At 73.4% G+C, this 26578-nt stretch carries 29 protein-coding genes; 7 read left to right on the forward strand and 22 right to left on the reverse strand.

The window, feature by feature from the left end; all coding sequences use genetic code 11:
* Positions 1–3: 3 nt before the first annotated feature.
* Genes ptsP through pfkB form a run of 6 tightly spaced genes read right to left on the reverse strand, consistent with a single transcriptional unit; the run spans position 4 to position 5497 of the window.
* Positions 4–1596, reverse strand: coding sequence for a phosphoenolpyruvate--protein phosphotransferase (gene ptsP, locus DFJ66_RS11425; protein ID WP_121220596.1), 1593 nt, complete (start codon positions 1594–1596; stop codon positions 4–6).
* Entirely contained in the window at positions 1593–2633 is a 1041-nt protein-coding gene (locus DFJ66_RS11430) for a zinc-dependent dehydrogenase (RefSeq protein WP_121220598.1), read from the reverse strand. The genes ptsP and DFJ66_RS11430 overlap by 4 nt, the downstream gene beginning before the upstream one ends.
* Positions 2630–3082 carry a PTS mannitol transporter subunit IIA gene (locus DFJ66_RS11435; RefSeq protein ID WP_121231032.1) on the reverse strand — a complete coding sequence of 151 codons (453 nt, stop codon included), beginning with the start codon at positions 3080–3082 and terminating at the stop codon, positions 2630–2632. Before DFJ66_RS11435 ends, DFJ66_RS11430 begins: the two co-directional genes overlap by 4 nt.
* Positions 3075–3377, reverse strand: coding sequence for a PTS lactose transporter subunit IIB (locus DFJ66_RS11440; protein ID WP_121220600.1), 303 nt, complete (start codon positions 3375–3377; stop codon positions 3075–3077). Before DFJ66_RS11440 ends, DFJ66_RS11435 begins: the two co-directional genes overlap by 8 nt.
* 14 nt (positions 3378–3391) lie before the next feature.
* Positions 3392–4504, reverse strand: a complete 1113-nt coding sequence (mtlA, locus tag DFJ66_RS11445) for a mannitol-specific PTS transporter subunit IIC (protein ID WP_121220602.1) — start codon at positions 4502–4504, stop codon at positions 3392–3394.
* A gap of 57 nt (positions 4505–4561) precedes the next feature.
* Complete coding sequence (pfkB, locus tag DFJ66_RS11450) at positions 4562–5497, reverse strand: 1-phosphofructokinase (RefSeq protein ID WP_121220604.1); 936 nt, start codon at positions 5495–5497, stop codon at positions 4562–4564.
* A 131-nt stretch (positions 5498–5628) separates the two neighbouring features.
* Between pfkB and DFJ66_RS11455 the strand changes: the two genes are divergently transcribed.
* Positions 5629–6390 carry a DeoR/GlpR family DNA-binding transcription regulator gene (locus DFJ66_RS11455; RefSeq protein ID WP_121220605.1) on the forward strand — a complete coding sequence of 254 codons (762 nt, stop codon included), beginning with the start codon at positions 5629–5631 and terminating at the stop codon, positions 6388–6390.
* A 30-nt stretch (positions 6391–6420) separates the two neighbouring features.
* Here the strand turns inward: DFJ66_RS11455 and DFJ66_RS11460 are convergent, their stop codons facing one another.
* From DFJ66_RS11460 to DFJ66_RS11480, 5 genes are all read right to left on the reverse strand, one after another.
* The gene (locus DFJ66_RS11460; RefSeq protein WP_246029696.1) at positions 6421–6777 is read right to left on the reverse strand and encodes an HNH endonuclease; all 357 of its coding nucleotides are present in this window, start codon (positions 6775–6777) and stop codon (positions 6421–6423) included.
* A 2-nt stretch (positions 6778–6779) separates the two neighbouring features.
* Positions 6780–8144, reverse strand: coding sequence for an EF-hand domain-containing protein (locus DFJ66_RS11465; protein ID WP_121220607.1), 1365 nt, complete (start codon positions 8142–8144; stop codon positions 6780–6782).
* Positions 8145–8240: 96 nt separating this feature from the next.
* A complete protein-coding gene (locus DFJ66_RS11470; RefSeq protein ID WP_121220609.1) occupies positions 8241–8723 on the reverse strand; it encodes a hypothetical protein in 483 nt (160 codons plus the stop codon).
* An 18-nt stretch (positions 8724–8741) separates the two neighbouring features.
* Positions 8742–9137, reverse strand: a complete 396-nt coding sequence (locus DFJ66_RS42615) for a hypothetical protein (RefSeq protein WP_170199276.1) — start codon at positions 9135–9137, stop codon at positions 8742–8744.
* A 185-nt stretch (positions 9138–9322) separates the two neighbouring features.
* Entirely contained in the window at positions 9323–9976 is a 654-nt protein-coding gene (locus tag DFJ66_RS11480; protein WP_121220612.1) for an ArsR/SmtB family transcription factor, read from the reverse strand.
* 51 nt (positions 9977–10027) lie between these two features.
* On the opposite strand from DFJ66_RS11480, the gene DFJ66_RS11485 reads away from it, so the two are divergent.
* Both DFJ66_RS11485 and DFJ66_RS11490 read left to right on the forward strand, forming a co-directional pair.
* A complete protein-coding gene (locus DFJ66_RS11485) occupies positions 10028–11383 on the forward strand; it encodes an MBL fold metallo-hydrolase (protein WP_121220614.1) in 1356 nt (451 codons plus the stop codon).
* Positions 11380–12594 (forward strand): MFS transporter, encoded by a 1215-nt coding sequence (locus DFJ66_RS11490; RefSeq protein WP_121220617.1) that lies wholly within the window; start codon positions 11380–11382, stop codon positions 12592–12594. Before DFJ66_RS11485 ends, DFJ66_RS11490 begins: the two co-directional genes overlap by 4 nt.
* Here the strand turns inward: DFJ66_RS11490 and DFJ66_RS11495 are convergent.
* From DFJ66_RS11495 to DFJ66_RS11505, 3 genes are read right to left on the reverse strand one after another with little or no spacing between them, the layout of a single operon-like run.
* Positions 12591–12923: a YnfA family protein gene (locus DFJ66_RS11495; RefSeq protein ID WP_121220619.1), complete on the reverse strand. Its 333-nt coding sequence runs from the start codon at positions 12921–12923 to the stop codon at positions 12591–12593. The two genes, DFJ66_RS11490 and DFJ66_RS11495, sit on opposite strands and share 4 nt — an antisense overlap.
* Entirely contained in the window at positions 12920–13372 is a 453-nt protein-coding gene (locus DFJ66_RS11500) for a MerR family transcriptional regulator (RefSeq protein WP_121220621.1), read from the reverse strand. The genes DFJ66_RS11495 and DFJ66_RS11500 overlap by 4 nt, the downstream gene beginning before the upstream one ends.
* On the reverse strand, positions 13369–13704 hold the full coding sequence (locus DFJ66_RS11505) for a hypothetical protein (protein WP_121220623.1): 336 nt from the start codon (positions 13702–13704) through the stop codon (positions 13369–13371). Before DFJ66_RS11505 ends, DFJ66_RS11500 begins: the two co-directional genes overlap by 4 nt.
* Positions 13705–13844: 140 nt before the next feature.
* Between DFJ66_RS11505 and DFJ66_RS11510 the strand changes: the two genes are divergently transcribed.
* Positions 13845–15152, forward strand: coding sequence for an NAD(P)-binding domain-containing protein (locus DFJ66_RS11510; protein ID WP_121231036.1), 1308 nt, complete (start codon positions 13845–13847; stop codon positions 15150–15152).
* Here the strand turns inward: DFJ66_RS11510 and DFJ66_RS11515 are convergent.
* The 4 genes from DFJ66_RS11515 to DFJ66_RS11530 are packed head-to-tail and all read right to left on the reverse strand — an operon-like array spanning position 15140 to position 18332.
* Positions 15140–15808 (reverse strand): cation efflux transmembrane domain-containing protein, encoded by a 669-nt coding sequence (locus tag DFJ66_RS11515; protein WP_246029697.1) that lies wholly within the window; start codon positions 15806–15808, stop codon positions 15140–15142. The two genes, DFJ66_RS11510 and DFJ66_RS11515, sit on opposite strands and share 13 nt — an antisense overlap.
* Positions 15805–16149, reverse strand: coding sequence for a Cd(II)/Pb(II)-sensing metalloregulatory transcriptional regulator CmtR (gene cmtR / locus DFJ66_RS11520; protein ID WP_121220625.1), 345 nt, complete (start codon positions 16147–16149; stop codon positions 15805–15807). The genes DFJ66_RS11515 and cmtR overlap by 4 nt, the downstream gene beginning before the upstream one ends.
* 30 nt (positions 16150–16179) lie before the next feature.
* Positions 16180–17133, reverse strand: coding sequence for a sigma-70 family RNA polymerase sigma factor (locus DFJ66_RS11525; RefSeq protein ID WP_121220627.1), 954 nt, complete (start codon positions 17131–17133; stop codon positions 16180–16182).
* A gap of 11 nt (positions 17134–17144) precedes the next feature.
* Entirely contained in the window at positions 17145–18332 is a 1188-nt protein-coding gene (locus DFJ66_RS11530; protein WP_121220629.1) for an NAD(P)/FAD-dependent oxidoreductase, read from the reverse strand.
* 143 nt (positions 18333–18475) lie between these two features.
* Here DFJ66_RS11530 and DFJ66_RS11535 point away from each other — a divergent pair, with 143 nt between their 5' ends.
* Complete coding sequence (locus DFJ66_RS11535; protein WP_121220631.1) at positions 18476–18892, forward strand: DUF3592 domain-containing protein; 417 nt, start codon at positions 18476–18478, stop codon at positions 18890–18892.
* A 68-nt stretch (positions 18893–18960) separates the two neighbouring features.
* Here DFJ66_RS11535 and DFJ66_RS11540 read toward each other — a convergent pair whose 3' ends face one another.
* Positions 18961–21192: a S8 family serine peptidase gene (locus DFJ66_RS11540; RefSeq protein WP_121220633.1), complete on the reverse strand. Its 2232-nt coding sequence runs from the start codon at positions 21190–21192 to the stop codon at positions 18961–18963.
* A 237-nt stretch (positions 21193–21429) separates the two neighbouring features.
* Here DFJ66_RS11540 and DFJ66_RS11545 point away from each other — a divergent pair, with 237 nt between their 5' ends.
* Positions 21430–22044 carry a hypothetical protein gene (locus tag DFJ66_RS11545; protein ID WP_121220635.1) on the forward strand — a complete coding sequence of 205 codons (615 nt, stop codon included), beginning with the start codon at positions 21430–21432 and terminating at the stop codon, positions 22042–22044.
* Positions 22045–22095: 51 nt separating this feature from the next.
* Here the strand turns inward: DFJ66_RS11545 and DFJ66_RS11550 are convergent, their stop codons facing one another.
* Both DFJ66_RS11550 and DFJ66_RS11555 read right to left on the reverse strand, forming a co-directional pair.
* The gene (locus DFJ66_RS11550) at positions 22096–23142 is read right to left on the reverse strand and encodes a glycosyltransferase family 2 protein (RefSeq protein ID WP_170199278.1); all 1047 of its coding nucleotides are present in this window, start codon (positions 23140–23142) and stop codon (positions 22096–22098) included.
* A 48-nt stretch (positions 23143–23190) separates the two neighbouring features.
* Complete coding sequence (locus DFJ66_RS11555; protein WP_211351084.1) at positions 23191–24099, reverse strand: LysR family transcriptional regulator; 909 nt, start codon at positions 24097–24099, stop codon at positions 23191–23193.
* Between the two features lie 70 nt (positions 24100–24169).
* On the opposite strand from DFJ66_RS11555, the gene DFJ66_RS11560 reads away from it, so the two are divergent.
* Positions 24170–25579 (forward strand): amidohydrolase family protein, encoded by a 1410-nt coding sequence (locus tag DFJ66_RS11560; protein ID WP_170199280.1) that lies wholly within the window; start codon positions 24170–24172, stop codon positions 25577–25579.
* On the opposite strand, the gene DFJ66_RS11565 is transcribed toward DFJ66_RS11560, so the two are convergent.
* Positions 25576–26562 carry an MBL fold metallo-hydrolase gene (locus DFJ66_RS11565; RefSeq protein ID WP_121220643.1) on the reverse strand — a complete coding sequence of 329 codons (987 nt, stop codon included), beginning with the start codon at positions 26560–26562 and terminating at the stop codon, positions 25576–25578. The two genes, DFJ66_RS11560 and DFJ66_RS11565, sit on opposite strands and share 4 nt — an antisense overlap.
* Between the last annotated feature and the right edge of the window lie 16 nt (positions 26563–26578).

The raw sequence follows: 26578 nt of genomic DNA on the forward strand, positions 1-26578 counted from the left end.
GAATCAGTGCGCGCGGCGGGCCAAGGCGGTGCACTCGGCGAGGGTGTGTTCGCGCAGTGCGGCACGGACGTGGGGCAGGGCGGGGGCGGACATGGACAGGCTCGTGACGCCCAACCCGACCAGCACCGGGGCGAGGGCGGGATCGCCGGCGGCCTCGCCGCACACGCCCACCGGCTTGCCGGCGCGGCGGCCGGCCTCCGCCACCAAGGCGATCAGGTCGAGCAACGCGGGCTGCCACGGGTCCAGCAGCGCGCCCAGGTCGCCCAGCACGCGGTCGGCGGCGAACGTGTACTGCGCCAGGTCGTTGGTGCCGATGCTGACGAAGTCGACCTCGGCCAGCACCTCGTCGGCACGCAGCGCGGCGGCCGGGATCTCGATCATCACGCCGACCTGGCTGAAGCCGAAAGAGCGTGCCAAGTCGGCGAATTCCCGGGCCTCGGCGGCCGTGGCGATCATCGGGGCCATCACGCGGACGTCCGTGCCGTGCGAAGCGGCGGCGTCGGCGATGGCGGCCAGCTGGTCGGCCAGCAGCTCCGGCCGGCGGCGCGCCACGCGGTAGCCGCGCACGCCGAGCGCCGGGTTGGGTTCGTCGTCGGAGTTGGCGAACGGCAAGGGTTTGTCGGCACCCGCGTCCAGCGTCCGCACCACCACGGGCCGTCCGCCGAAGGACGCGAACACCTCCCCGTAGACCCGCCGCTGCTCCTCACGGGAAGGGGCCTCGGTGCGGTCCAGGAACAGGAACTCCGTGCGGAACAGGCCGACGCCCTCGGCGTCCACCACGTCGTCCAGAGGTCCGCCCACGTTCAGCAGCAACCGCACGGGGTGACCGTCCGAAGTGGACCCGGGACCGTGGTGGAGGGCGGGAACGGCAACGGCTGCGCGGCTCACCTGGTCGACAAGGGAGTCGTCCGGCGACACGACGACGACCCCGCGCGTCCCGTCGACCACCACGAGGTCGCCGTCGACCAGGGACTCCGCCTCGGCACACCCGACGACCGCGGGAATGCCCAGGGCACGGGCCAGGATGGCGGTGTGGCTGGTCGGCCCGCCCTTCGCCGTGACGATCGCCACCACCTTCGACGGGTCGAGGGTGACGGTGTCGGCGGGCGCGAGGTCCGTGCTGACCAGCACGAACGGCTCTGCCCGCACCGGCACCCCGGGACTGGGCACGCCCAGCACCGCCGCGATGGCCCGGTCCCGCAGGTCCACGAGGTCGCCGGCGCGCTCACCGAGGTACCCGCCGAGCGCCGCCAACGCCGCCACGTGCACCTCGAACGCGTCGTGCAGCGCCCACGCGGCGGGACGGCCCCGCGCCACGGCGTCCCGCACGCCGGCCATCAGCGCGGGGTCCTCGGCCATCGCGACCTGGGTGTCGAGGATGTCCCGCGCCACCCCGGAAAGCCCCTCCGCACGGGCACGCAGGTCCGCGACCACCGAGCCCAGGGCGGCAACGGCGACCTCGGCGTCGGCCGGGCCGGGCGCGGGCACCTCGGCGGGCAGCACGGGAGCCGCCGCCAACCGGGCGACCACGCCGACCGCCTGCCCGCGACCGGCGGGGTTGCCGGTCAGCTCTCGGGAAACCTCCGACCGCGTCACGGCTCGATCGTCACCTTGATGGCGGTGCCACTGGCCACGATGTCCAGCGCCTCCAACACCTTCTCCAGCGGGAGGTGGTGGGTGATCAGGTCGGCGACGGGCACCGCGCCCGTGGCGATCAACTCCAGCGCCCGCTTGTTGTGCTCGGGACTGGAGCCGTTCGCGCCGACGATGGTCAGCTCGCGGTAGTGCACCAGGTTGGAGTCGCACGCGATGACCGGGTTGTCCTTCGGCAGGCCGCCGAAGAAGCTGATCCGCCCGCGCCGGGCCACCATCCGCAGCGCGTCCTCCTGCGTCTTGCCCGCCGCCGACGCGGTGATCACCACGTCCGCGCCCCGCCCGCCGGTCAGCTCCAGCACGGCGGCCACCGGGTCGGTGTCGGCGGCGCAGATCGCGGCGTCCGGCTTGACCAGCTCGGCGGCCATCTCGAGCCGGCCGCGGTTGAGCTCCACCAGGACAACGCTCTGCGCACCCCGGGCGCGCGCGAGCCGCACGTGCAGGCACCCGATCGGGCCGGCCCCGACGACCACGACGGTGTCGCCCTCGCCGACCCGGGCCAGCTCCTGGCCGTTGAGCACGCACGCCAGCGGCTCGGCCACGGACGCCTCGGCGAAGCTCACGCCGTCCGGGACGCGGTTGACGCCGTCGACCTTCAACACGTTCGTGGGCACGATCATGTACTCGGCGAACCCGCCCTCGAAGTGGTAGCCCATCGACAACTGGTTGGGGCAGATGGTCATCCAGCCGCGCCGGCAGTCGTCGCACTCGCCGCACGGGATGGCGGCGATGACCTGCACCCGGTCGCCCACGGCCCACTCGGACACCCCGTCGCCCACCGCCACGACCTCGCCCGCGATCTCGTGGCCGATGACCCGCGGCGGGTCGATGTGGTGGTGCCCGTGCCGGAAGATCTTGAGGTCCGTCCCGCACGTCGAGGTGTTGCGCACGGCCAGCTTCAGCTCGCCGGGACCGGCCGCCGGTTCGGGCGTGTCCTCGATGCGGATGTCGCCGGGCGCGTAGAACCGTGCCACCTTCACTGAGCCATCTCCTCGTCGATCTCGACCGTCCGCAGGATGCGCAGGACGGTGTCCGCGTCGGGCGCCTCGCGCAGCTCCGCGGCCTGCTCGGGCACCATCAGCACCCGCGCGAGGGCGCTGAGGACACCGACCTGCTCGGTGTCCCGCGCCGCGATGCCCACGCACAGCCGCACGTCGTGCCCGCCCCAGTCCACGCCGTCCGGGAACTGCACGACGGTCAGCGCGGTGCGCCGGACGTGCGCGCGGGAAGCGTTGGTGCCGTGGGGAATGGCCACGCCCTCGCCGATGAACGTCGACACCGACGCCTCGCGCTCGTGCATGGCGGCCACGTAGTCGGGGTCGACCGCACCGATCTCCACCAGCACCGCGCCGACCTGGTCGATGGCCGCCGCGCGGTCGCCCGCGGCGCGGCCCAGGCGCACGGCGTCGGCGGTCAGCAGCTCAGCCAAGTTCCCCACCGTCCCGGATGGCGGCTTCCACGCGGTCGAACACCGGGTCGCCCAGGAAGCTGTGGAAGCCGATGACCACCGCGCCGGAGGTGTTCTGCCGCGCCCGTGCGAGCAGTCCTTCCTGGCACAGCACGACCTGCGCGTCCGCCGGGATCTCGTTGACCGGGCTGTGCTGCACGGTCACCTTGTACGGCTTGAGCCGCTTGGCCAGTTGCGACGCCACCATGACGCTGCTGCCCATGCCCGCGTCGCAGGCGATGACCACCTTGCTGATGTCCTTGCCCTGGATGCTCATCCTCGACCCTCCCATCAGGCGGCGACCGCGCCGCCGCTGCCGACCTGCTGCTCACGTTCCTCGCGGCGGGCGTCCCGGCCGAACTTCAGCAGCGCCGCGGCGACCACGAACGCGACCGCGGCGGCGGCGACCACGCCCGCGATCACCCCGAGGTGCCCGCCCTTGGGCGTCACGGCCATCAGCGCGATGATGCTGCCCGGCGACGGCGTCGCCACCAGCCCCGCGTCGAACACGCTGAAGGTCAGCACGCCGGTCGCGCCACCGGCGATCACCGACAGCAGCAGCTTCGGGTTGGCCAGCACGTACGGGAAGTAGATCTCGTGGATGCCGCCGAGGAAGTGGATGACGATCGCGCCGGGCGCGGTGGCGCGGGCCGCGCGCGGGCCGAACAGGGTCAGGGCGGCCAGCACGCCCAGGCCGGGACCGGGGTTGGTCTCGATGAGGAAGTGGATCGCCTTGCCGTGCTCCAGCGCCTCGGCCACGCCCAGCGGGCTGAGCACGCCGTGGTTGATGGCGTTGTTGAGGAACAGGATCTTCGCCGGCTCCACGATGATCGACGCCAGCGGCAGCACGCCGACGTCGAGCAGCCACTGCACGCCCGCGCCGAGCGCCTTGGTGATCGCCTGGACCACCGGGCCGATGGAGAACATGCTCAGCACCGCGAGCGCGCCGCCGATGATGCCCGCGCTGAAGTTGTCCACCAGCATCTTGAAGCCCGGCGCGGTCCGCACGCCGACCTTCTCGTCCCACAGCTTGATCAGGTAGCCGCCCAGCGGGCCGACGACCATCGCACCCAGGAACATGGGGATGTCCGCGCCGACGATGACGCCGAACGTGGCGATCGCGCCGACCACCGCACCGCGCTGGCCGTGCACGAGCCGGCCGCCGGTGTAGCCGATCAGGGTCGGCAGCAGGAACTTGATCATCGGGCCGACGAGTTCCGCGACCGTGGCGTTGGGGAGCCAGCCGGTGGGGATGACCACCGCGGTGATCAGGCCCCACGCGATGAACGCGCCGATGTTCGGCATGACCATGGCGGCGAGGTGGCCGCCGAAGCGCTGGACCGCGACCCGGGCGCGGCGGGCGGGGGACGGTGTGTCGGTGACCTCGGTGTTGTGGCTCGTCATCGTTGACACTTCCACTCGTGGCTGTCGGGACGGGGGAGGGTTGAGGGGTCGGGCGGATCAGGTGTCGATCCGGCGTTCCCACTCGACGTCCGGGTGCACCACCACCCGGTGCGCGCGCACGTCTTCCGGGCCCGGCATGGTGCTGCCGGGCAACGACACGGCCGCCGCCCCCCACGCGACGCCCGCGGCCAGGGCGGACGGACCGCGCCCGCCCGCGGCGAGGAACCCGGCGAGCAGGGCGTCCCCGGCGCCGACCGAGCTGCGGGCCTGCGCCCGCGCCTCGGCGTGCCAGGTGCCGTCGCCGTCGACCAGCACGGCACCGTGCCCGCCGAGGCTGGCCAGCACCGCCGCGGCACCGCGGGAACGCAGCTCCCCCGCCGCGTCCACCACCTCCCGCAGCGTCCGCAGTGGACGGTCGACGACCTCCGCCAGCTCCTCCAGGTTGGGTTTCACCAGCGCCGGCCCGGCCTTCACGGCGGCCGGCAGCGCCGCGCCGCTGGTGTCCACCGCGACCGGCACCCCGATCGGCGCGAGGCGGTGGATCAGGTCGGCGTAGAACTCGTCGGGCACCCCCGGCGGCAGGCTGCCCGCCGCGACCACCCAGCCCACCCCGGACGCGTGGTCGAGCACCGCGCCCAGGAGGGATTCCCGTTCGGCGGCGCTCAGCGGCGCGCCGGCTTCGTTGATCTTCGTGACCGTGGCGTCCGGCTCGACCACGGTGATGTTGCTGCGCACCGGGCCGGCGACCTCGACGCGCACCACCTCCACGCGGTACCCGGTCAGCAGCCGGATGAGCTGGTCGCCCTCCGGTCCGCCGGCCGGGACCACGGCACGGGCCTGGTGGCCGTTGCGCACCAACGCGCGGGCGACGTTGATGCCCTTGCCGCCGGGCTGGACGTGCACGGCGGCGGCCCGGTGCAGCTCGCCCCTGGTCAGGCGGGCGACCTCGACGGTGCGGTCCACGCTCGGGTTGGCCGTCACGGTCAGGAACACGGTCGCACCACCTCGTCCGGCTCGGTTTGGTTTGAGTGAGATTAGATGGGTTTGTGTGGGTATTGCAAGAGTCACCACATGAACCCACATCGCCTAAGCTGGGGGTCCAGCGACACAGCGAGGGGCAGCCGATGTACGCGGAGGAGCGCCAACAGGTCATCCTCGAACGGGCCCGGGCCAAGGGCCGGGTGGACGTCGCCGCGCTGGCCGAGGAGTTCGCCGTCACCACGGAGACCATCCGCCGCGACCTGACCACCCTCGAACGGCACGGCCTGCTGCGCCGCGTGCACGGCGGCGCCATCCCCGTGGAACGCCTGGGTTTCGAGCCCGCCATCGCCGCGCGCGAGGGCGTGATGACCGCCGAGAAGGAGCGGATCGCCAAGGCCGCCCTCGCCCTGCTGCCCGAGGAGGGCACGATCCTCCTGGACGCCGGCACGACCACGGCGAAGCTGGCCGACCTGCTGCCGCCGGACCGGGAACTGACCGTGGTCACGCACTCGGTGAACATCGCCCTGCTCCTGGCCAACCGCCCCAACCTGACCGTGATGCTCGTCGGCGGCCGCCTCCGCAGCCGCACCCTGGCATCGGTGGACACGTGGGCGCTGCAGGCACTCCGGGACACCTTCGTCGAGGTCGCCTTCATGGCCACCAACGGCCTGTCCCTCGAACGCGGCCTGACCACCCCCGACCAGGCGGAGGCGATGGTGAAGACGGCCGCCATCGGCGCGGCCCGGCGCGCGGTCCTCCTGGCCGACCACACCAAGATCGGCAACGACTACTTCGCGCGGTTCGCCGACTTGAGCGACATCGACACGATCATCACCGACACGGGAGTGGACGCGGCGGTGGCAGAGGAACTGGAAGCCGCCGGCCCGACCGTGGTCCACGTCTGACCGTGGTCCTGGTCTGACCGGCCGCGCCTGCTACCCCGCCTCGCGGCCGAAGCGTTGTGCCAGCTGAGCGTTGACCTCCACGTGCCGCAGCAGGAACGCGCGCTCGTCCAGTCGTTTGCGGCGGAGCCAGGCGGTGACCTCGGCGTTGCACTTGCTGGCGTTGCACGAGCCGCAGGCGGGCACGATGTTGTCCAGGGTGTACCGGCCGCCGCGCGACAGAGCTTGCACGCAGTCCTTCTGGAGGGGTGTGCCAGTGGCGCCGCAGTAGGCGCAGCCGGCCCACGCCGTTTTCAGGGCGGTCCACTCCGCGGCGGACAGGTCGTTGTCCGCGCGGTCCATGCGGCGCTTGCGCTTGCGGGCGGCGCGGGTTCTCCGGCTCAGGGGCACGGTTACATCCTGCCCAACAAGAGGCGGGCGGCGGGGAGGTCGTGGTGGCCGGTCAGGAAGTCGTGCAGGGACGCCTCGAACTCGGCGCTGTGCAGGGTGCCGTCGCCGTCGCGGTCCAGGTCGCGCAGGGCCGCGACCAGTTCGTGGCGGTGGGGGCTGTGGTCGAGGAGGCGGGCGTACTCGGATCGGCGCACCTCGCCGTTGTCGTCGCGGTCCACCAGGCGTCTGAGGACGGCCGCCACCGCGCCGTACCCGCGTTCGGGGTCGGGGGCACCGGGGTAGCGGTCGTCGGCCAGGGCGTGGCGGTAGGCGGCGAGGGTCACGCCGCCGTCCGGGGGTGTGCCGGTGGCCTCGCGCAGGTCGTCCCACCAGGACTCGAAGGCGTCGTGGACGGTGGTCTCGTCGTCCTCGTCCAGGTCGAAGTGGGTGCTGACCTCCCGCGCCATCGCCAGCAGGTCGCTCCACCGCACCACGCCGTCGCCGGTCTGGTCGAGCACGGTGGTGAAGAACGTCTCCGGGGTCGGCGCGACCCGCTCGCGGCGCGGGACGGCGGCGGCGCGCACCGACGCGGCGGCCACCGGCATGTACCGCCACGCCTTGGGCAGCACGCCGGCGGCCAGGCGCGCGGCCTGGTGCACGCCGCCGACGAGCAGGTCCGCGCCTGGTACGACGGTCAGCCGCAAACGTTCGCGGTACACCTCCGGCAGCGTCGCCACCGTCGCCTGCACGGCGGCGGACACCACGAAGTACCGCAAGGGCGCCCACACCAGCGCCGGGATCGGCACCCCCGGCGGCGGCGGGACGCGGTGGACGCTGCCCGACAGCAGGTCCCGCACGGTGGCGTTGTCCTCCAGCACCTCACCGACCACGCGGTCGAAGTAGACGTCGAACTCGGTGGGCGTGGCGGGCATGTCCTCTTCGGACAGACCGAACACCCGCCCCACCGCCAGCCACTCCGCGTAGAACCGCTCGGTCTCCTCCGCCGACAACGGGTCACCGGCCAACCGCTGCATGGTGACGACCGCTTCGAACAGCGTCAGGTGCACCCACGCCCGCGCCTGCGCCTGCTCGGCGGAGAACACCCGGCCGCGGTCGTCGGTCCCGCGCATCCGCCGGTGCAGCCGGTCCAGCCGGGCCAGCTCGCGGCGCTGCTCGGACGCGCTGCCGTAGACGTAGGTGTGCAGGCTCTCCAACGTCCGGAACAACCTGCGCCACGGCCGCGCGTTGTAGACCGAGAACCGGCTCACCGCCGCGCCGATCGCCGGGTGGGCGGCCTGGAGCACCAGGGTCCGGTGCATCACCAGCAGGAACCGCCACTCGCCCAACCGCTCCCACGCGGCGGACCCCGGCCCCAGTTCCACGGTCATGCGGCACCTCCACCCGTGAGCCGGCCAGACGTTAGTGCGCCCACCGCCACCGCCGGAACACCCGCGCGGCCGGTTCACCCGGACGTGCCGACTGGGTCAGCTCCGAGTCCGCAAGAAGGCGGGCAGGGCGATGCCGGCGCCCACGACGAACACGGCCGTGGCGAGGTAGACCAGCCCGAGGTGCCCGAGCGTGTCCAGGTCGTAGGGGTAGTGGGCGGGCAGGGCCACGGCCAGGCCGAGCACCGGGGTGGCGACCGCGGTGGCGTAGGCCCACGGCAGACCCCGTCTGACCCCGTACCAGGACAGGGCGGCGGTCGCGAGGCCGGCGGCGGCGATGAAGCCGGCCACGGCGAGGTGCAGGTGCGAGATGTACTCGTACAGCTCGGGGCTGAACGCCTCGACCTGCTCGCGGGTCGCGCCCGCCTCGGCCTGGCCGATGCCGAGCTCGAGGAACGCCCCGCTGAAGTTGCGGACGAAGAAGATCACGGCGTAGCCGATGAACGCCACGCCCGCGAGGGCCATGAGGCTGCCGCCCACGTGCAGCGCACGCTCGGTGGACAGCCGGGTCGACGTGGTCATGATGGGGACTCCTTCACCTCATCGCGGCTTGACCGCGAGGAAACTGGTGCTCTTGATGCCGCAGGTGGCGGCCCGCGCCGAGCCGGACCGGAACGCGCCGGCGGGGTTGTCGCGCTCGGCGACGATCCGCGGGCAGGCGTCCTGGGTGAGCGCCCGGTACCGGTCGACCTGGGCCGCACCGCCGGCGCAGGCCGCCGCCACAGGCTGCCGCCGCACCACCGACGCAGGCCGCCGCCACACCGCCGCCACAGGCTCCCGCCGCACCGCCGCCACACGCCGCCGCCACACGCCGCCGCCACACCGCCGCCGCCACACCGCCGCCGCCACACCGCCGCCGCCACACCGCCGCCACAGGCCGCCGCCGCAGGCCCCGCCGCGCCGCCGCCACAGGCCGCCCACAGCGCGGGGTCGCACACGACGTGCTCGGCCAGGAACCGGACGCTGGGGGTGGTGCGCAGCCGGCGCGTGAGGGCGTAGCGGCCGGGCAGCTCCGCGCGGGCGAGGCGTTCGAACGCCGCCTTGTCCCGTGTCACGACTTCGCTGGTGCCGTCCATGACCGGCCTTTCCGCCAAGCGGGTAACAGCATCCGCCCCCGGTCGTCAGACCGCGAGTGGGAGGTCGGCCAGGCGCCACTCCAGCAGGCCGTCCTCCAGCCGGCGGGCCGGTCGGCCCTGGGCGGTGAGGTAGCGGACGGCGTCGTGGGCCAGCACGCAGTACGCGCCCCGGCAGTAGGCGACGACCTCCCGGTCCGCGGGCAGCTCGGCGAGCCGGGCGGGCAGTTCCTCCAGCGGGATGCCGAGCGCGCCGGGGATGTGCCCGGCCGCGTACTCCTCGGCCGGCCGCACGTCCAGCACCGTCACCTCGCCGGACCGCACGCGGTCGAGGAGCTCTGCGCGGGTGACCTCGTCGGTGGCCGGGCCGAGGTAGGTCGCGCGGGCGGCCTCGACGTCGGGCAGGTGGTCGTTGGCCACCCGCCGCACGAACGCGAACAGCGCGGCCACGTCGTCGCCGGCCAGCCGGTAGTAGACCTTCGTGCCGGCGCGGCGGGTCGCCACCAGGCCGGCCTGCCGGAGGGTCTGCAGGTGCGCGGACGCGGTGGTCAGGCCCAGCCCGGCCGTGCGCGCCAACGCCTCCACCGTGCGCTCGCCCTGCGCCAACAGGTCCAGCAGCTCCAGCCGTTTGCCGCTGGCCAGCCCCTTGCCGACCCGGGCGAACTGCTCGAACAAGGCGGACTTGGCCGCGCGGTCGCCCATGCGCCTATCCTTTCTCCAATAATCCTTGGAACAGTGTAGAGGAGGGCGGCCATGATCGGAGCACCGATCGTCCCGCTGGTCGACCAGGGCCTGGGCAACTCCGCCTACCTCGTCGACCTCGGCGACGGGCGCGCGTTGGCGGTGGACGTCAGCCGCGACCTGCGCGCGGTCGACCGCGAGGCCGCGCGGCGCGGCCTGGTGGTGGCCTTCGCCGCGGACACCCACCTGCACGCCGACTTCCTCTCCGGTGCACGCCAACTCGCCGCCACGCGGGGCGCGCGGGTCCTGGCGTCGGCCGCCGGCGCACGCGAGTTCGACCACGAGGGCCTGCACGACGGCGACGAGGTGGACCTGGGCGGCCTGACCCTGCGCGCCCTCGCCACCCCCGGCCACACCCACGAGCACCTGTCCCTGCTGCTGTCCGACGGCTCGCGCCCGCTGGGCGTGTTCACCGGCGGGTCCCTGCTCGTCGGCTCGGCCGCCCGCACCGACCTGGTCGCACCGGACCGGACCGAGGAGCTGGCCCGTGCCCAGCACGCCTCGCTGCGCCGCCTGGCCACGCTGCCCGACGAGGTCGCGGTGTGGCCGACGCACGGCGGCGGGTCGTTCTGCGCCGCGCCGGCGGGCGGCGACCGGGTCAGCACCATCGGCCGCGAGAAGGCGACGAACCCGCTGCTGGGCGTGGCCGACGAGGACGAGTTCGTCGCCGCGCTGCTGGGCCCGCTGGGCAGCTACCCGACCTACTTCCGGTGGCTGGGCGAGACCAACCGGCGCGGACCGGCCGTGCTCCCGGACTCCCCCGCGCTGCCGGCGCTGACCGCGGCCCAGGTGCCAGCGCTCCTGGCGGACGGCGGACAGGTCGTGGACGTGCGTCCGTTGGCCCGGTTCGCGGCGGCGCACGTGCCCGGGTCGCTGTCCATCCCGCTGCGGCCGGTGTTCGCCAGTTGGCTCGGGTGGCTCGCGCCGCCGGACCGGCCGCTGGTGGTCGTGCGCGACCCGGACCAGGACCCGGCGGAGGTCCTGTGGCAGGCCCTGAAGATCGGCTACGACGACCTGGCCGGCGAGATCGTCCTGGACGAGTGGGTCGCGGCCGACCAACCGACCACCGCCACCCGGCTCGTGTCCGCGCGGGAGGTCGAGGGCGTGCGGGTGCTCGACGTGCGGCAACGGGCCGAGTACGCCTCCGGGCACCTGCCCGGCGCGGACCACGTGGAACTGGGTGACCTGCCCGCGCGCGCCGCCGACCTGCCCGACGAGCCCACGGTCGTGATGTGCGGGCACGGCGAGCGAGCACTGGGCGCGGCGAGCCTGCTCGAACGCGCCGGCCTCCGCGACGTCTCCGTGCTCACCGGCGGTCCGCACGACTGGGCCGAGCAGACCGGCGGCACCCTGGCGACCGGGTCGTGACCACGCCCAGACTCGGGCTGCGCGCCAACCTGGCCCAGTTCGGCCTGCTCGTGGCCGTCAACGCCCTGGTCGGCGGGACCCTGGGCCAGGAACGCACGGTCCTGCCCCTGCTGGCCGACCGCGTCTTCCACCTCACCGCCCACACCGCCGCCCTGACCTACGTCGCCGCCTTCGGCCTCACCAAGGCCGCGACCAACTACGTGGCCGGGGCGTGGTCGGACCGGGTGGGCCGCAAGCCCGTGCTGGTGGTCGGGTGGCTGGTCGCGATCCCGGTGCCGCTGCTGCTGATCTGGGCACCGCACTGGGGTTGGGTGGTGGCCGCGAACGTGCTGCTGGGCGTCAACCAGGGCCTGACCTGGTCCACGACGGTGATCATGAAGATCGACCTGGCCGGCCCCGACCGCCGGGGCTTGGCGATGGGCCTCAACGAGGCCGCCGGCTACCTCGCCGTGGCCGGCACCGCACTGGCCACCGGCTACCTCGCGGCCCGCTACGGCCTGCGCCCGGCCCCGTTCCTGCTGGGCCTGTCCTACACCGCCCTGGGCTTGGGCCTGTCGCTGCTCCTGGTCCGGGACACCCGCGCCCACGCCCACCTCGAAGCACGCGGCCACGCCGAGACGACCGGCCGGAAGGTGTTCACCCGCACCAGCTTCACCGAGCCGGCCCTGTCCGCCGTCAGCCAGGCCGGCATGGTCAACAACCTCAACGACGGCCTGGCCTGGGGCCTGTTCCCCGTCCTGTTCGCCACGGCAGGCCTGTCCCTGAGCCAGATCGGCGTGCTGGCTGCCCTCTACCCCGCGGTCTGGGGCCTGGGTCAACTGGTCACCGGCCCCCTGTCAGACCGCTGGGGCCGGAAACACCTCATCACCACCGGCATGCTCACCCAGGCCGCCGCCCTGGCCCTGGTCGCCGTCGGCGAGAGCTTCGCGGCCTGGGCACTCGCCGCGACCCTGCTGGGCATCGGCACCGCGATGGTCTACCCCACCCTGCTGGCCGTCGTCGGCGACGTCGCCCACCCGACGTGGCGGGCCCGCGCGGTCGGCGTCTACCGGCTGTGGCGGGACGGCGGCTTCGCCGTGGGCGCACTGCTGGCGGGCTTGGCGGCCGACCGGTACGGGCTGCGCGCCGCGGTGTGGGCCGTCGCCGCCGTCACCGCTGCCTCGGGCCTGCTCGTCGCGATGCGGATGTACGAGACCCACCGAAGAACCTAGCCGCGGGGTGCGTACATGATCACGGCCACGCCGAGGAGGCAGATCGCCGCTCCGACGTAGTCCCACCGGTCCGGGCGGAACTTGTCCACCACCACGCCCCAAGCCAGCGAACCGGCGACGAACACACCGCCGTACGCGGCCAGGATGCGGCCGAAGTGGGCGTCGGGCTGGAAGGTCGCCACGAACCCGTACGCGCCCAACGACACCACCCCGGCGGCGATCCACAGCAGACCCCGGTGCTCGCGCACGCCCTGCCACACCAGCCACGCGCCACCGATCTCGGCGAGCGCGGCCAACACGAACAACACGATCGAGCGCAGGACGGTCACCGCTGGGACGGTAGCGCCGGCGAGTCGGTGAAGGGCAGCGGACACCCCGGGCGCTCGGCGCAGGCCAGCAGGTCGTCGCAGCCGACGTCGAGGGCGCGCTCGAGGGTGTCGCGGATGACGACCAAGTCCTCGATCTTCGCCTCGACCTCGGCGAGCTTCGCGGCGGCCCGGTCGGGCAGGCCCGGTTCGCGGTGCGGTCGGCCCGGTTGCCGGCGGCCGTGTCGGTGAGCGCCCAGGTCCAGCAGGTCGGCGATGTCGTCCAGGCTGAACCCCAGGCGTTGCGCCGCCTTGATCACCCGTAGTGCCGTGACCGCCGCCGGCGAGTACAGCCGGTGACCGCCCGGGGTGCGTTCGGCGGCGGTGAGCAGGCCGATGCGCTCGTAGTACCGCAGGGTCTGCGGGTTCACGCCGGCCGCGGCGGCGAGTTGCCCGCTGCGCAGGGTGGTCACGGCCGGACCCGGGCCGCGAGCGCCTCCAGCACCGCGACCCGCTGGTGTGGCACGCGGATGTCGAGGCGCAGGCCGTCGCCCGCCGTGGTGAGGGCGAAGGTGAAGAACGAGCAGCACCCCGTCTCGCGGGCCATCAGGTGGGCGGTGCGGGCGGCGACCTCGGGAGCGGGGTCGAGGGTCACCCGCACGCACGTCGGGTCGAGCCGTTCGACCGAGCGCGCGGAGGCGGCGAAGAGGTCGTCGAACTCCTTCTCCCGCAACGGTTGTTCGGCGGTCGGCAGGGTGCAGGCGTCCACGGTGAGCGGTGTCCACGGGACGGGGTCTGTGCTCATGCCACCACGGTAAGCCCGTACCCGGGTACCGGATGCAAGTCCGGCCGAATCCATCGACTGACATCAATGGTTGCATCCATCGAAGTCGGTCTATAGAGTTCGGTCGTCAATCGAGAACGGTCGATGAAAGGGTGGTCGTGGTGGACGAGCTTCCGGTGGTCGTGGTGGGTGCGGGTCCGGCAGGTCTGTCGGCGGCGGCGAACCTGCTGGAGCGCGGTCTCCGGCCGGTGGTGCTGGAAGCCGGGTCGCGGGCGGGGGCGGCGGTCGCGGAGTGGAACTACGTGCGCCTGTTCTCGCAGTGGTCCGAGCTGGTGGACCCGGCCGCCCGCCGGCTGCTGGAGCCCACCGGGTGGAGCGCGCCGCGGGGCTACCCCACCGGCGGCGAGTGGGTGGCGAACTACCTGGAGCCGCTGTCGAAGGAGTTGAGCGAGCACGTCCGCTACGACGCGAGGGTCGTCGGGGTGGCGCGGCGGGGACGGGACCGGGTGGTCGACGCCGGCCGCGCGACCGAGCCGCTGACCGTGCACGTCCGGACCCCGCACGGCGAGGAGCGCATCACCGCCCGCGCCGTCATCGACGCCTCCGGCACGTGGGGCACGCCCAACCCGCTCGGCGGCGACGGACTGCCCGCGATCGGCGAGGAGGCCGCCGCCGACCGGATCGCCTACCGGGTGCCGGACCTCGACCAGGAGCTGGACCGGTACGCGGGCAAGCGGATCGCGGTCGCCGGTAGCGGGCACTCGGCGTTGACGGCGTTGGTCGTGCTCGCCGAACTGGCCGAGGAGCACCCCGGCACCCACGTCACCTGGCTGCTGCGCCGGGGCGCGGTGGGCGACGTCTTCGGTGGCGGCGAGGCCGACCAACTCCCGGCACGCGGTGCTTTGGGGTTGCGCGCGAAGGCCGCCGCACGGGCCGGTGCCGTGCGGGTCGTGACCGGGTTCCGCACGGCCGTGGTCGAGCGGCACGGCGAGCGGCTCGTGCTGGAGTCGGAGGACGGGCACCGCCTGGAGCCGGTGGACGAGGTCGTGGTGCTGACCGGGTTCCGGCCGGACCTGTCGTTCCTGTCCGAGCTGCGACTGGAGCTGGACCCGGTGCTCCAGGCCCCGGTCAGGCTCGCGCCGCTGATCGACCCGAACGTCCACTCCTGCGGCACGGTCTACCCGCACGGCGCCAACGAGCTGCGCCACCCCGAGCCCGGCGTCTACCTGGTGGGCATGAAGAGCTACGGCCGCGCGCCGACGTTCCTCACCCTGACCGGCTACGAGCAGGTCCGCAGCGTGGTCGCGGAGATCGCCGGCGACCACGAGTCGGCCGGGCGGGTGGAGCTGACGTTGCCCGAAACCGGGGTGTGCGGCGGGTCGGGCGTGTTCGACGCCGAGCCCTCCTCCGGCGGCTGCTGCGGCGGGTCACGGGTGGTCGACCTGACGCTGTCGGCTCAACAGCAGTGATCGCCGCGCCAGGCCTCCCGGCCCTCCTTCACCGCGACGGCGGCGATGGCCAGGGCCACCACGGGGTCGGCCCAGGACCACCCGAACAGCGCGTTGAGCACCAGCCCGACCAGCAGCACCCCGGACAGGTACGTGCACAGCAGGGTCTGCTTGGAGTCCGCGACCGCGCTGACCGACCCCAACTCCCGCCCCGCGCGCCGCTGGGCGTGCGACAGGAACGGCATCACCACCAACGACACCGCCGCCAGCACGATGCCCGCGGTGGAGTGGTCGGCCGGCTCCCCACCCACCAGCGACCGCACCGACTCGACGGTCACGTACGCGGCCAGTGCGAAGAACGACACCGCGATGACCTTCAACGCCGTCCGTTCGCGTGCTTCGGGGTCCGCGCCGGAGAACTGCCACGCCACCGCGACCGCCGACGCGACCTCGATCACCGAGTCCAACCCGAACCCGATGAGCGCGGTGGAGGAGGCGATCGACCCGGCGACCAACGCCACCACGGCCTCGACCACGTTGTAGGTGATGGTCGCGGCCACCAGCAGCCGGACGCGGCGGGTGAGCACCGTCCGTCGCGCCGGGTCCGGGCCGGCCGGGGGCCGTGGAGCGCAACAGTTGTCCCCCGCTGCCACGAGCGGCAACGGCTCGGCGCTCATCGGAGCGCCTCCACCGCGGCGGGTTCGTCGTCCAGGCACGGCTCGGCCGGGTCCACGGCGAGCACGACCTTGACCAACTCGCTCAACGCCCGCGCGAGGTGCGCGTCGGCCAACGCGTAGCGGACCTGGCGGCCCTCGTAGGTCGCGACCACCAGCCCGCAGCCGCGCAGGCACGAGAGGTGGTTGGAGACGTTGGAGCGGGTCAGGCCGAGGTGGTCGGCGAGCTTGGCGGGGTAGCTGACCCCGTCGAGCAGGGCGACCAGGATGCGGCACCGGGTCGGGTCGGCCAGCGCCCGACCCAGCCGGGCCAGTGCGTCCTCGCGGGTCTCACACTTCAGCACTCCCGGAACAATACAGCGACAACTGAACCCTCACCACCGTGCGACGAGCGGCGGCTCGGGGTCGTGCCGTCGCCAGGACTCGGCGAGCCGGACCAGCCGGGCCGGGGCGGCGATGCCCCGCACGGTGGTGATCCGGCCGTGGGCGAGGTCGAACGTGACCGCGCCCGTGACCTGGTCGTCCACCACGAACAACAGCGCCGGAGCACCGTTGACCAGCGCGTAGTGGATGGCGGGCGTCCCCCCGGCGAGTCGGTGCTTGGCCTCGGACGGCGTGAAGCCGGCGCGGGCGATGGCGGCGATGCGGCGCGGGGTGTCGTACCGGAGCAGGGTCTTGCTCAGGCCGGCGCCGTCGGAGATCGCGGTCGCGTCGTCGGTCAGCAGCGCCACCAGCCGGTCGGTGCGGCCGGAGGACGCGGCGGCCAGGAACTCCGCCACGATCCGGCGGGCCGACGCCGGGTCCACCTCGCCGCCGCGCCTGCGCTCGGCGGTGACGCGGCGGCGGGCCCGGTGCAGGTGCTGCTGGCTGGCGGACTCGCTGAGGTCGAGGATCTCGGCGATCTCCGCGTGGCTGTAGGAGAACGCTTCCCGCAGCACGTAGACGGCCCGTTCCACCGGTGACAGGCGCTCCATGAGCGTCAGCACGGCCAGCGACACCGACGCGCGCTGCTCGACGGTGTCGGCCGGACCCAGCATCGGGTCGCCGTCGAGCAGCGGTTCGGGCAGCCACGCGCCGGCCGCGCGTTCGCGGCGGACCCGCGCCGAGCGGAGCCGGTCCAGGCACAGGTTGGTGACGACCTTGGTCAGCCACGCCTCCGGCACCCGGATCAGCGTCCGGTCGGCGGCCTGCCAGTGCAGGAACGCGTCCTGCACGACGTCCTCGGCGTCGGCGGCCGAGCCCAGCAGCCGGTAGGCCAGCGCGGCCAGCCGGTCGCGGCCGGCCTCGAACCGTCCGGTGTCGAAGTGATCGGTGGTGGCGGTGTCCACGCGTCGGAACCCTAGGCGCTCACGAGCGGACGCCGACCCTCCGGCGCGGTCAGGCGGTGCTTGCGCCGGGGCAGCAGGAAGGTCGGGTGCGAGGTGGCCCACAGCGCCGTCCGCAGGATGGCCGCCTTGAGGCGCGCGGCACCCCGGCCGCCCCAGTACTTCGGCTTCGCCCGGCCCCGGTCGTCGACCAGTTGGATGATGCCGTCCCGCCGACCGAGGCTGATGTGGTTGGCGACGTACTCGAGCTTGGTCGTGGTGACCTCGCCGCCGGTCAGACGGGCCGTGATCGCCTCGACGGCCTGCCGACCGGTGTAACCGGCCGAGGCGCAGGACATCGGCAGCGGCAGGCCGTTGTCGCCGAGGGCGTGGACGCTGTCGCCGACGGCGTAGACGTCCGGGTGCGACACCGACCGCATGGTGCGGTCCACCAGGACCCGCCCGTCGTCGGTGACCTCCAGCCCGCTCGCGGCGGCGACGCGGCCGACCGTGAACCCGGCCGTCCACGCGGTCGCGTCGGACGCCAGGACCGAGCCGTCGGCGCACAGCACGCGGTCGGCCTCGACGGCTTCGACCTCGGTGTGCTCCACGACGGTGACCCCCAGCCGGTCGCACGCCCGGCGCAGGTGGGCCTTCGCCCCGGCGGACAGGCGTGCGCCGAGCTCGCCGCGCGCGACCAGCGTCACCGACAGGCCGGGCCGGGACTCGGCGATCTCGGTGGCGGTCTCGATACCGGTCAACCCGTCGCCGACGACCACCACGTTCCCCCGCCCCGGGAGTGCGTCCAGCCGGTCGCGCAGGCGCAGCGCCGAGGGTCGGGCGGCGACGTCGAAGGCGTGCTCGGCCACGCCGGGGACGCCGTGGTCGTCGCCGTGGCTGCCGAGCGCGTACACGAGCGTGTCGTAGCCCAGTTCCCCGCCGCCGTCCGCGTCGGCCACGGCGACCACCCGGCGCTCGGGGTCCACGGCAGTGACGCGGGCCAGGCGCAGCCTGATCCCCGTGCCCGCGAAGACCTCCGAGAGCCGCGGGGCCTCGACGTGCTGCCCGGCCGCGAGCTGGTGCAGCCGCAGCCGCTGGACGAAGTCGGGCTCGGCGTTGACCACGGTGATCTCCGCGTCCCGCGCGGACAGCCGGCGGGCCAGGGTCCCGGCCACGTAGGCACCGGCGTAGCCGGCGCCGAGGACGACGATGCGGTGCTTCATCCTGCCGCTCCTTGTCTGGAGTGCGTTGTCGGACGTTGAGCGGGACAGCGCGCCGATTGCTGACAGGAAGCCCGTGTGGCGTGGGACACATCCGCCGTCACACCCCGGTGCGGTGCGGCGATGTCGTGGGAAAGGAGGCGTGGGTGGCGAAGTCGAGGAAGTTCCGGGCCGGTCGGATCATGGCCTTGCTGGTGCTCGTCGGGCTGGTCGCGGGACTGGTGTTCCTGCTCCGGTCGTCGACCGAGCAGCGGTCGTGGCCCAGTGCGGACGGGGTCGTGCAGGAGCGGTTCCGGTCGGGCAAGAGCTACCGGGTCAAGGTCGAGTACTCGCTGCCGGACGGCACCAAGCAGCTCGCGGACCTGTCGGAGAACGGCCCGGCCCGCAACCCCGGCGACCACGTGGCGGTCCGCTACGACCTGGAGGACGGGCGGGTCGTCGACGCCGCCCTGGCCGACAACGACCAAGCGACCTGGGTCGGCGGCATCATGCTCGGCGTCGCGATCCTCGGCGCGCTGTTCTGGAACCTCATCGCCTGGGCACCCCGACCGAGGTCCGACTGACCGACGACCCGCGGCAGCGGAAAGGGCGCCCCTGGCGGGAGGGACGCCCTTTCCGCATCGAGCAGTGGTCAGCCGACGTACGCGTAGAGCACGCTGTGCGCGATCTCCACCCCGCCGACCGCGAACCGCAGGTCCGCCGAGTGGTCACCGGCCGCCGCGCCCTTGTCGGAGGTCGCGGTGACGGTGATCGTGGTCGAGCCGGTGGCCGGGATGGTCACCGAGGACGGGGCCGTGAAGGTCACGCCCGCGCCCTGCACCGAGTCCACCGACAACGACACGGTCTGGGCGGCGCCGGTCAGGCTGGTCAGCACCACGGTGGCCGTGCGGGTCTGGCCCGAGCCGCCCGGGATGGTGCCGAAGGACGTGCTGACCGGGCCGACCGCGATCCTCGCGCCGACCGCGGCGAGCAGGTTGGCCAGGCCCGCGCCGGTGACGTTGACGTCGCGCTCGACCGTCGTGCCGTCGGTGTAGCGGGTCAGGACGCCCTCGGCGGCGGTGTTGACGATGGCCGAGCGGACCTGCTCGGCGGTCCACGTCGGGTGGGCGCCGCGCACGACGCCGGCCATGCCCGCCAGGTGCGGCGTGGCCATGGACGTGCCCTGGAGGAACGTCCAGCAGTCCGGCGAGCCGCCGCACAGGTGGGTCGGGATGCTGGACAGGACGTTCACGCCGGGCGCGACCACGTCCGGCTTCACGCGGCGGGCCGAGGTGTCCGTGGGTCCCTGGCTGGAGAAGCCGGCCATGATGTTGTCGTTGCCGGTGCGGAAGTACGCCAGCGTGGCGTCGATCGTGGCCGACTGGCCGTTGGCGGCCACCAGGCCCGCGGCCGAACCCCGGTCCACCATGTACGCCGGGATGGTCGGCGCCGGCTGCACGGCGGCGTCGCCGCCCATCGCGATCGGGTCGCCGGCGACGTTGTTCACCACGACCGCGGCCACCGCGCCCGCGTCCTGCGCCTTGCGGATCTTGGTCGCGAAGCTGCACGAGCCGCGCGAGACCACGGCGATCTTGCCGGTGAGGCTGCCCGCCGGCAGCGTGTCGCAGGCCAGGCCGAGGCCGTTGGTGGTGCCGGTGACGACGCCCAGCGCGGCGGTCAGCGGCGAGGAGACGACCGGGAAGTCACCGGTGGCCGCGCGGTAGGTCGTGGCGCCGACGGTGATCGCGGCACCGACGAAGTGGCCCACGGTCGAAGCGCCCGCGGTCAACGCGCGCTCGGCGCTGCCCGCCGACTCGACGGTGTAGTGGCCGGGACCGCTGTTGCCCGCCGCCACCGCGACGACCATGTTGGCCCGGTCCAGGTTGTCCACCGCGACCGTGCCGAGGTCCTGCGCGCCGGAGGCGTTGCCGCCGATGCTCATGTTGATGACGTCCATGCCGTCGACGTAGGCCTCTTCCATGGCGTCGACGAGGTCTTCGTTGCGGACGTTCTGCACGTCGGCGGGGAAGACGTTGTAGTTGCCCACCTGCGCGGCGGGCGCGACACCGGAGACGTCGTAGGGCACGTCGACGCCGTTGACGACGGCCGGGGTGTCGAGGTTGCAGGCCACCGTGCCGGCGACGTGCGTGCCGTGCTCCTGGACCGCCTCGGGCGTGTAGCCCTGCTGGCCGCCCTTCATGTTGAACACCTTGGCGACGATCACCTTGTTGTTGGTGAACCGCTTGTCGCCCAGCTGGGTCGTGGCCGGGAAGCCGGCGTCGGAGAAGCACGGGTGGGTCTGGTCCACGCCCGTGTCGATGATGCCGATCTTGACGCCCTTGCCCGCGTTGGCGTCCCCACCGACCTGGCTCGACCGCCACGCCTGCACGGCGTGGACCAGGCTGAGGTCGGGGTCGTTGGAGTCGGCGATCGTGTAGGTCCGCTCGTACTCCGCGCGGGTGACCTGGGGCGCGCCGCGCAGGGTGTCGAGCGGGGTGCCGTTGAGCCGGACCGCGACGGCGTTGAGGGCCAGGTCGTACTCGTTGACGATCTGGGCCTTGGGCGCGTTGGTGCGCAGCCACGCCTTGAAGTCGTTGCGCAACGCGGAAAGCGCGGCCCGCTCGGACTTCACGGCCGAACTGGAGAAGTCGATCTTCTTGCCCTGGGCGGGCTTCGTGCGCGCGTTGGTGCTCAACGGGTCACCCTTGAGCTGCACGAGCGCGCTGGTGCTGTCCACCCCCGCCTGCGTGGCTTTGTCACTGCTGGCGGCGTTGCCACCCGACGTGGCACCTGGGGAGGCCGACAGCGGGCCGACGCACACGCCCACCGCGGTGGTGACGACGGCGGCGGCGACCAGCCCTCGTCGAATGACCTGGGTCCTCATCACGACTCCTCCGTGGACGAGAGCGCCGACACAGCGCGCTCTGCCGGTGCCGGGAGGCTAATCCGCGAAGAAGGGGATTGGTATTTTGACCGTAAACCGTTTTGCCGCTGGTGAGCCCGGTCGTGACCTTGGCGCGGGCGGCTTCGGTCGCCGCGTTGGCGAGGTTGGCTCACGTCCGGTCGGGCAGGTGGTGCCGGTCGTGCCGGCCAGCAGCACAGGCGTGTTCGAGGAGGAGCCGTGACCACCAGAAGTGCCCGGACCCGGTCTGCGATCGGGGTGACGGCCGCGGCGGTGGTGCTCGCCGGTTGCGGTGGCGGTGTGGAGCCGGTGCCGGTGCCCGTGTCCACGTCCAGGTCGAGCACGACGTCGACCACCCCGCCGCCGGCACCGGTCAAGTACGCCGCCGCGGGCTTGAAGAGCTGCCCGGAGATCCAGCAGCGACTCCAGGTCGCCCTGCCGCCTCTGCTGCCCGACACCGACCAGCAGGGGTTCGGGTCGGCCTCGAAGGTGTGCACCTTCCGGTCCGACGAGTCGGTCGTCGTCCTGAGCATCCAGTACTGGGAGACCACGAAGGACATCACCGGCGTCCACCCGGGAGCACAGCGCGCCGAGCAGGACTTCGTCGGACGCGGTTCGGCGCGGGACAAGGACAGCAGCGTGGACCTCGGGTCCGACGCGCGCTGGAGGGACAACGACACCACGGGCTGCACGCTGGAAATCCTCGACGACAACGCGGTGTTGATCGCCCACAGCGGTAGTCGCACGTCGCTCGCCGACGGGCGGAACGAGCAGTGCCGCGGCCCGGTCAGGGAACTGGCGCGGCAGTTCTACGCCGCCGTCCAGCCGCGGTGATCACGGGCACCCGGGCCGGAGAGGATCACAAGCCCGCCGGGCGCGCCGGCGCTAACCGGCCATGCTCTGCTCGAACAGGCGGAACAGGTCGTCGTACCGGCGGCGGAGTTCGTCGACCAGGACGGTGCGGCCGGCTCGGCTCAGCTCGGCGCACTCCCGGGCCACCGCGTCCGCCGTGCGCACGTCGATCAGCCCCTGGGCCAGCAAGCGGAACAGCGCCGGTTCCACGGTGTCGACCTTCCGGCTGAAGTGGCGGAAGTTGGTCAGCCACTCGCTCGCCTTGCTGCCGGTGCTCGGGTGCACCTGGTGGTGGTTCACCGCGTCCGGGGCCACGACCACCCGGGCGCCGGCGTGCACCAGCCGGTAGCACAGGTCCGTGTCCTCCAACCCCCAGCGGGTGAAGCCCTCGTCGAGGAGGCCGACTTCGACGATCTGCTCGCGCAGTGCGGACATGTTGCCGGTGGTGCCGATCATCCACGACAGCGCGAAGTCGGCCGGGTCGGGGAAGGCCTCCAGCACCCGTTGGACGTGCTGCTCCCACCACGGCTCCGGCACACCGTAGGTCGCGAGCACCTGGTCCAGGTCGGTCTCGACGGCGTGGGCGTCGACAAGAGCGACCTCACGGTCGGGAAGGTCGGGCGAGCCGGGCGAGCCGGGCAACTCCAAGTCCAGCGCCGTCAGCCGCTCGTCCGCGCGCAGCTCCGGGTGCCAGCGGGTCAGCACGCCGCGTTGCCCGCCCTGCACGAGCAGCGCCCCGCCGGCCGCGAACGCCTTCGCGTGCTCCGCCACGAAGTCCGGCGAGACGATCCGGTCGTCGTCGGAGAACACCACGACCTCGCCCGCCGCCGCCCTGATCCCGGCGTTCCGGGCCGCCGAACGGCCCTTGTTGTCCTGGCGCACGGCGGTGATCGGCAACCGCTCCGCGTACCGCCGCACCACCGCGGCGGTGTCGTCGGTGCTGCCGTCGTCCACGACGACGAGTTCGTAGTCCCGCAACGACTGGCCGACGTAGGACGCCAGCGTCAGCTCCAGGTACGGCGCTTTGTCGAACGTCGGCATGACCACACTGATCGCCGGACCCGCGGATGCGCTCGTCATCGACTGTTCCTGTCGCATGTGGACGATCGGACCAGGTGCCGCGGACCGTCACGGCGGCCCCGAACGTACCGGGCGCGGCCCGTCCCCTGCAACCGCTCCCAGGAACGCCCGGGCGACCGGGGTGAGCGGCCGGTCGGTGGGCGCGGCCAAGGCCACCTGGAAGGCGGGCTGGTGCTCGGTGGTCGCCAGGAAGCGCAGGTCGGGGGCTTCCGCCGCCAGGAAGCCGGGGACGAAGGCGATGCCGAGCCGGTGGCGGACCAGGTCGAGGATCGTGGTGATGTCGTTGATCTCCAGGGTGGCGCGGCGCTCCACGCCGGCGGCGGCGAAGGTGCGGTCGACCGCGTTGCGCACGCCCCAGCCGGGCGGGAAGTCGATCAGGGGCTCGCTGACGAGGTCGGCCGGGTCCACGCGGTCGCCCCACTCGGGCCGGTGGGCCGGGTGGCAGGCCAGGAGCACGGTTTCGGTGGTCAGGACGTGCAGGTCCAGGCCGGGCACCGGGCCGGTGACCATGACGAACGCCAGGTCCAGGGTGCCCTCGCACAGGGCGCGGACGTGGTCGGTGGTGCCGTGCTCGCCGGGGCCGCGCATCCGGACGACCACCTCGGGGTGCCCGGCGCGGAACGCGGCCAGGCGCGCGGGGATCGCGGCCGGCGTGTAGCCGTACAGGATGCCCAGGTGCAGCCGACCGGTCAGCCCACCCTTGGCCTGGTCGACCGCCTGGCGGGCCGCCGTCGCACCGGACAGGAGCCGCCGGGCGTGCGGCAGCAGCGCGTGGCCCGCCTCGGTCAGTTCGACGTGCTGGGTGGTCCGGTCGAACAGCGCCGTGCCGAGTTCGCGTTCCAGCGCCCGGATGGACGACGAGATCCCCGACTGCACGATGTGCAGCCGGGCGGCGGCCCGGGTGAAGTTCCGCTCCTCGGCCACCGCGACGAAGTGCGCCAACCTGCGCAGGTCCATCTCCCCTCCCGCTCAAGCCATCACCAGTCGGTGTTGGACGGTGGTCGCGTGCGGACCCGAGACTGCGGACATGTCGCTTGCCCGGACTTCGTCGCGGACCGGTCCCGCCGCACGCTCCCGCCTGATCATCAAGAACGGCCACCTCGTCACGCTGGACGACACCCTGGGCGACCTGCCCGCGACCGACCTCCTCGTCACCGACGGCACGATCACCGCCGTGGGGCGCGGACTCGACGCCGAGGACGCGGAGGTCCTCGACGCCACCGGCATGGTCGTGCTGCCCGGCCTGGTGGACTCCCACCGCCACCTCTGGCAGAGCGGTATCGGCGGCAGCGCCGCGCACCTGTCCCTGACCGGCTACGTGGACGTGGTCCTGGGCGGTTTCCTGCCCGCGTACCAGCCCGAGGACGTCTACGCCGGCGTGCTGTGGGGCGCCCTGCAAGCGCTCAACGCGGGCATCACCACCGTGGCCGACTGGTCCCACATCACCACCACCCCCGACCACGCCGACGAGAACGTCCGCGCCCTGCGCGACTCCGGGGTTCGAGCCGTCTTCCTCTACGGCCCGCCCATCGGCCAAGGCGCGCGCAAGTGGGTCGTGGAGAGCTCCGAACCGCACCCGGACGACGCCCGCCGGATGCGCGCGGAGCACTTCGCCTCCGCCACCGGGGAACTCGTCACGATGGGCTTGGCCCTGCGCGGACCCGAGTTCTCCACACCGGACACCACCGCCCACGACTTCGCCCTCGCCCGCGACCTCGACCTGCCCGTCAGCCTGCACAGCGGTCTGCCGGGCTACCTGCCCCGCTACCGCACGATCGACGTGCTGGACGAACGCGGCCTGCTGGGGCCGACCGTCCACCACGCCCACGGCACCGCGTTCACCGACCACGACCTCAAGCGGATCGCCGCCACCGGCGGCTCGATCACCCCGTGCCCCAGCATCGACATGCTGATGGCCCTGGGCGCCCACCCCGTCACCGGCCGCGCCCTGGCCCAGGGGCTGCTCCCCGCGCTGGGCACCGACTCCGTGACGGGCGCCGGCACCGACCTGTTCAGCGAGATGCGCCTGGCCCTGGCCGCCGAACGCTCCCGCGCCAACGCCGACGCGGTGGCCCGGCACGAGCCGCCCGCGCACGTCGAGCTCGACCACCGGGACGTGCTGCGCCTGGCCACCGTCGCGGGCGCGCGGGCCTGGCACCTGGAGGACCGCATCGGCACGCTCACCCCCGGCAAGCGCGCCGACGTCGTCGTCATCGACACCCGCGCACCGCACTTCACCCCGCTCGGCGACCCGGTCACCTCCGTGGTGCTCAACGCCGGGCCTTCCGACGTGCACACCGTGCTGGTGGACGGCCGGGTGGTCAAACGCGACGGCCGCCTGACCGGTTCCGTCGTGCGGCTCGGCCGGGAGCTGCTGACCGCGGCCCTGGACCGCCTGGTCGAGCGCTTCCCGCGACCGCGCCGGGGTGAGGGCTAGTCGCAGGCGGTGTTCCCGGAGGCCAGTTCCGCGGCCACGGCCTTGACGTTCGCCTGTGCCAGGTCGGGGATGTCCGCGACCGGTGGGTGGCCGGGGTGGGTGCGGTCCAGCTCGGCGACGATCGCGGACTCCTCCTCGGTGGTGACCGTCCCGCCACCCGGTGAGGCCGGGGCGACGGCGGGCCGGACGAGGTCGCGGAAGTCGCGGAGGTAGCGGCGCTGGTCGTCGATCAGCGCCTTGGCCGGTCCCGGGGCGCCGTGACCGGGGTGGATCGTGCGCGCGTCGGGGAAGCGTGCGCCGAGCTGGTCGAGGACGCGCAGCCAGCCGCAGGTGTTGCCCTCGAACAGCGCCGGGGTGACCCCGCTGGTCGCCAGGTCGCCGGAGTAGAGGTCGCCGGTGTCGGGCCGGTAGTACGCGGTCGCGGTGTCGGACTCGGCGTCGACGAAGGTCGCGGTCTCGAAGCGGAGGCCGCCCGCGGTGACGGTGGCGCCGTCGTCGAAGACCCGGTCGGCGTAGGTGAGTTCGGCGGGGAACGCCGGGTTCGCCGAGCGCGCCAACGGGTAGAAGCCGCGCTTGTCCTCCCGCATCGCCGTGTCGGTCGAGCGGGACGCGTGGATGGGCGCCTGCGGGAACGCTTCGTGGAAAGCGCTTGCCCCGCCGACGTGGTCGGGGTGGGAGTGCGTGAGCAGGATCGCGGCGACGGGCCGGCCGGTCTTCTCGACCTCCGCGACGGCCTGCCGGGCGTCGGCCGGCGTGCGGAGGGTGTCGACGAGGACCAGGCCGTCCGGTCCGGGGATCCAGTGGGTGTTGACCGAACCGGGGTTGGGCGAGGCGAAGCGGCCCGGCGGTGGCGTGGCGGGCGGGGTGGTCGTGGCGGGCGGCGTGGTCGTGGCGGGCGGCGTGGGTTCGGGGGCGTTCGAACAGCCCGCCACCGCCGCGAACGCGCAGACGGCGGCGAGCAGGCGCTGAAGTCGCTGGTTCATCCAAGGCTTCCGGGCG

It is taken from the genome of Saccharothrix variisporea (genome assembly GCF_003634995.1).
In the GTDB taxonomy this organism is placed as follows: Bacteria; Actinomycetota; Actinomycetes; order Mycobacteriales; family Pseudonocardiaceae; genus Actinosynnema; species Actinosynnema variisporeum.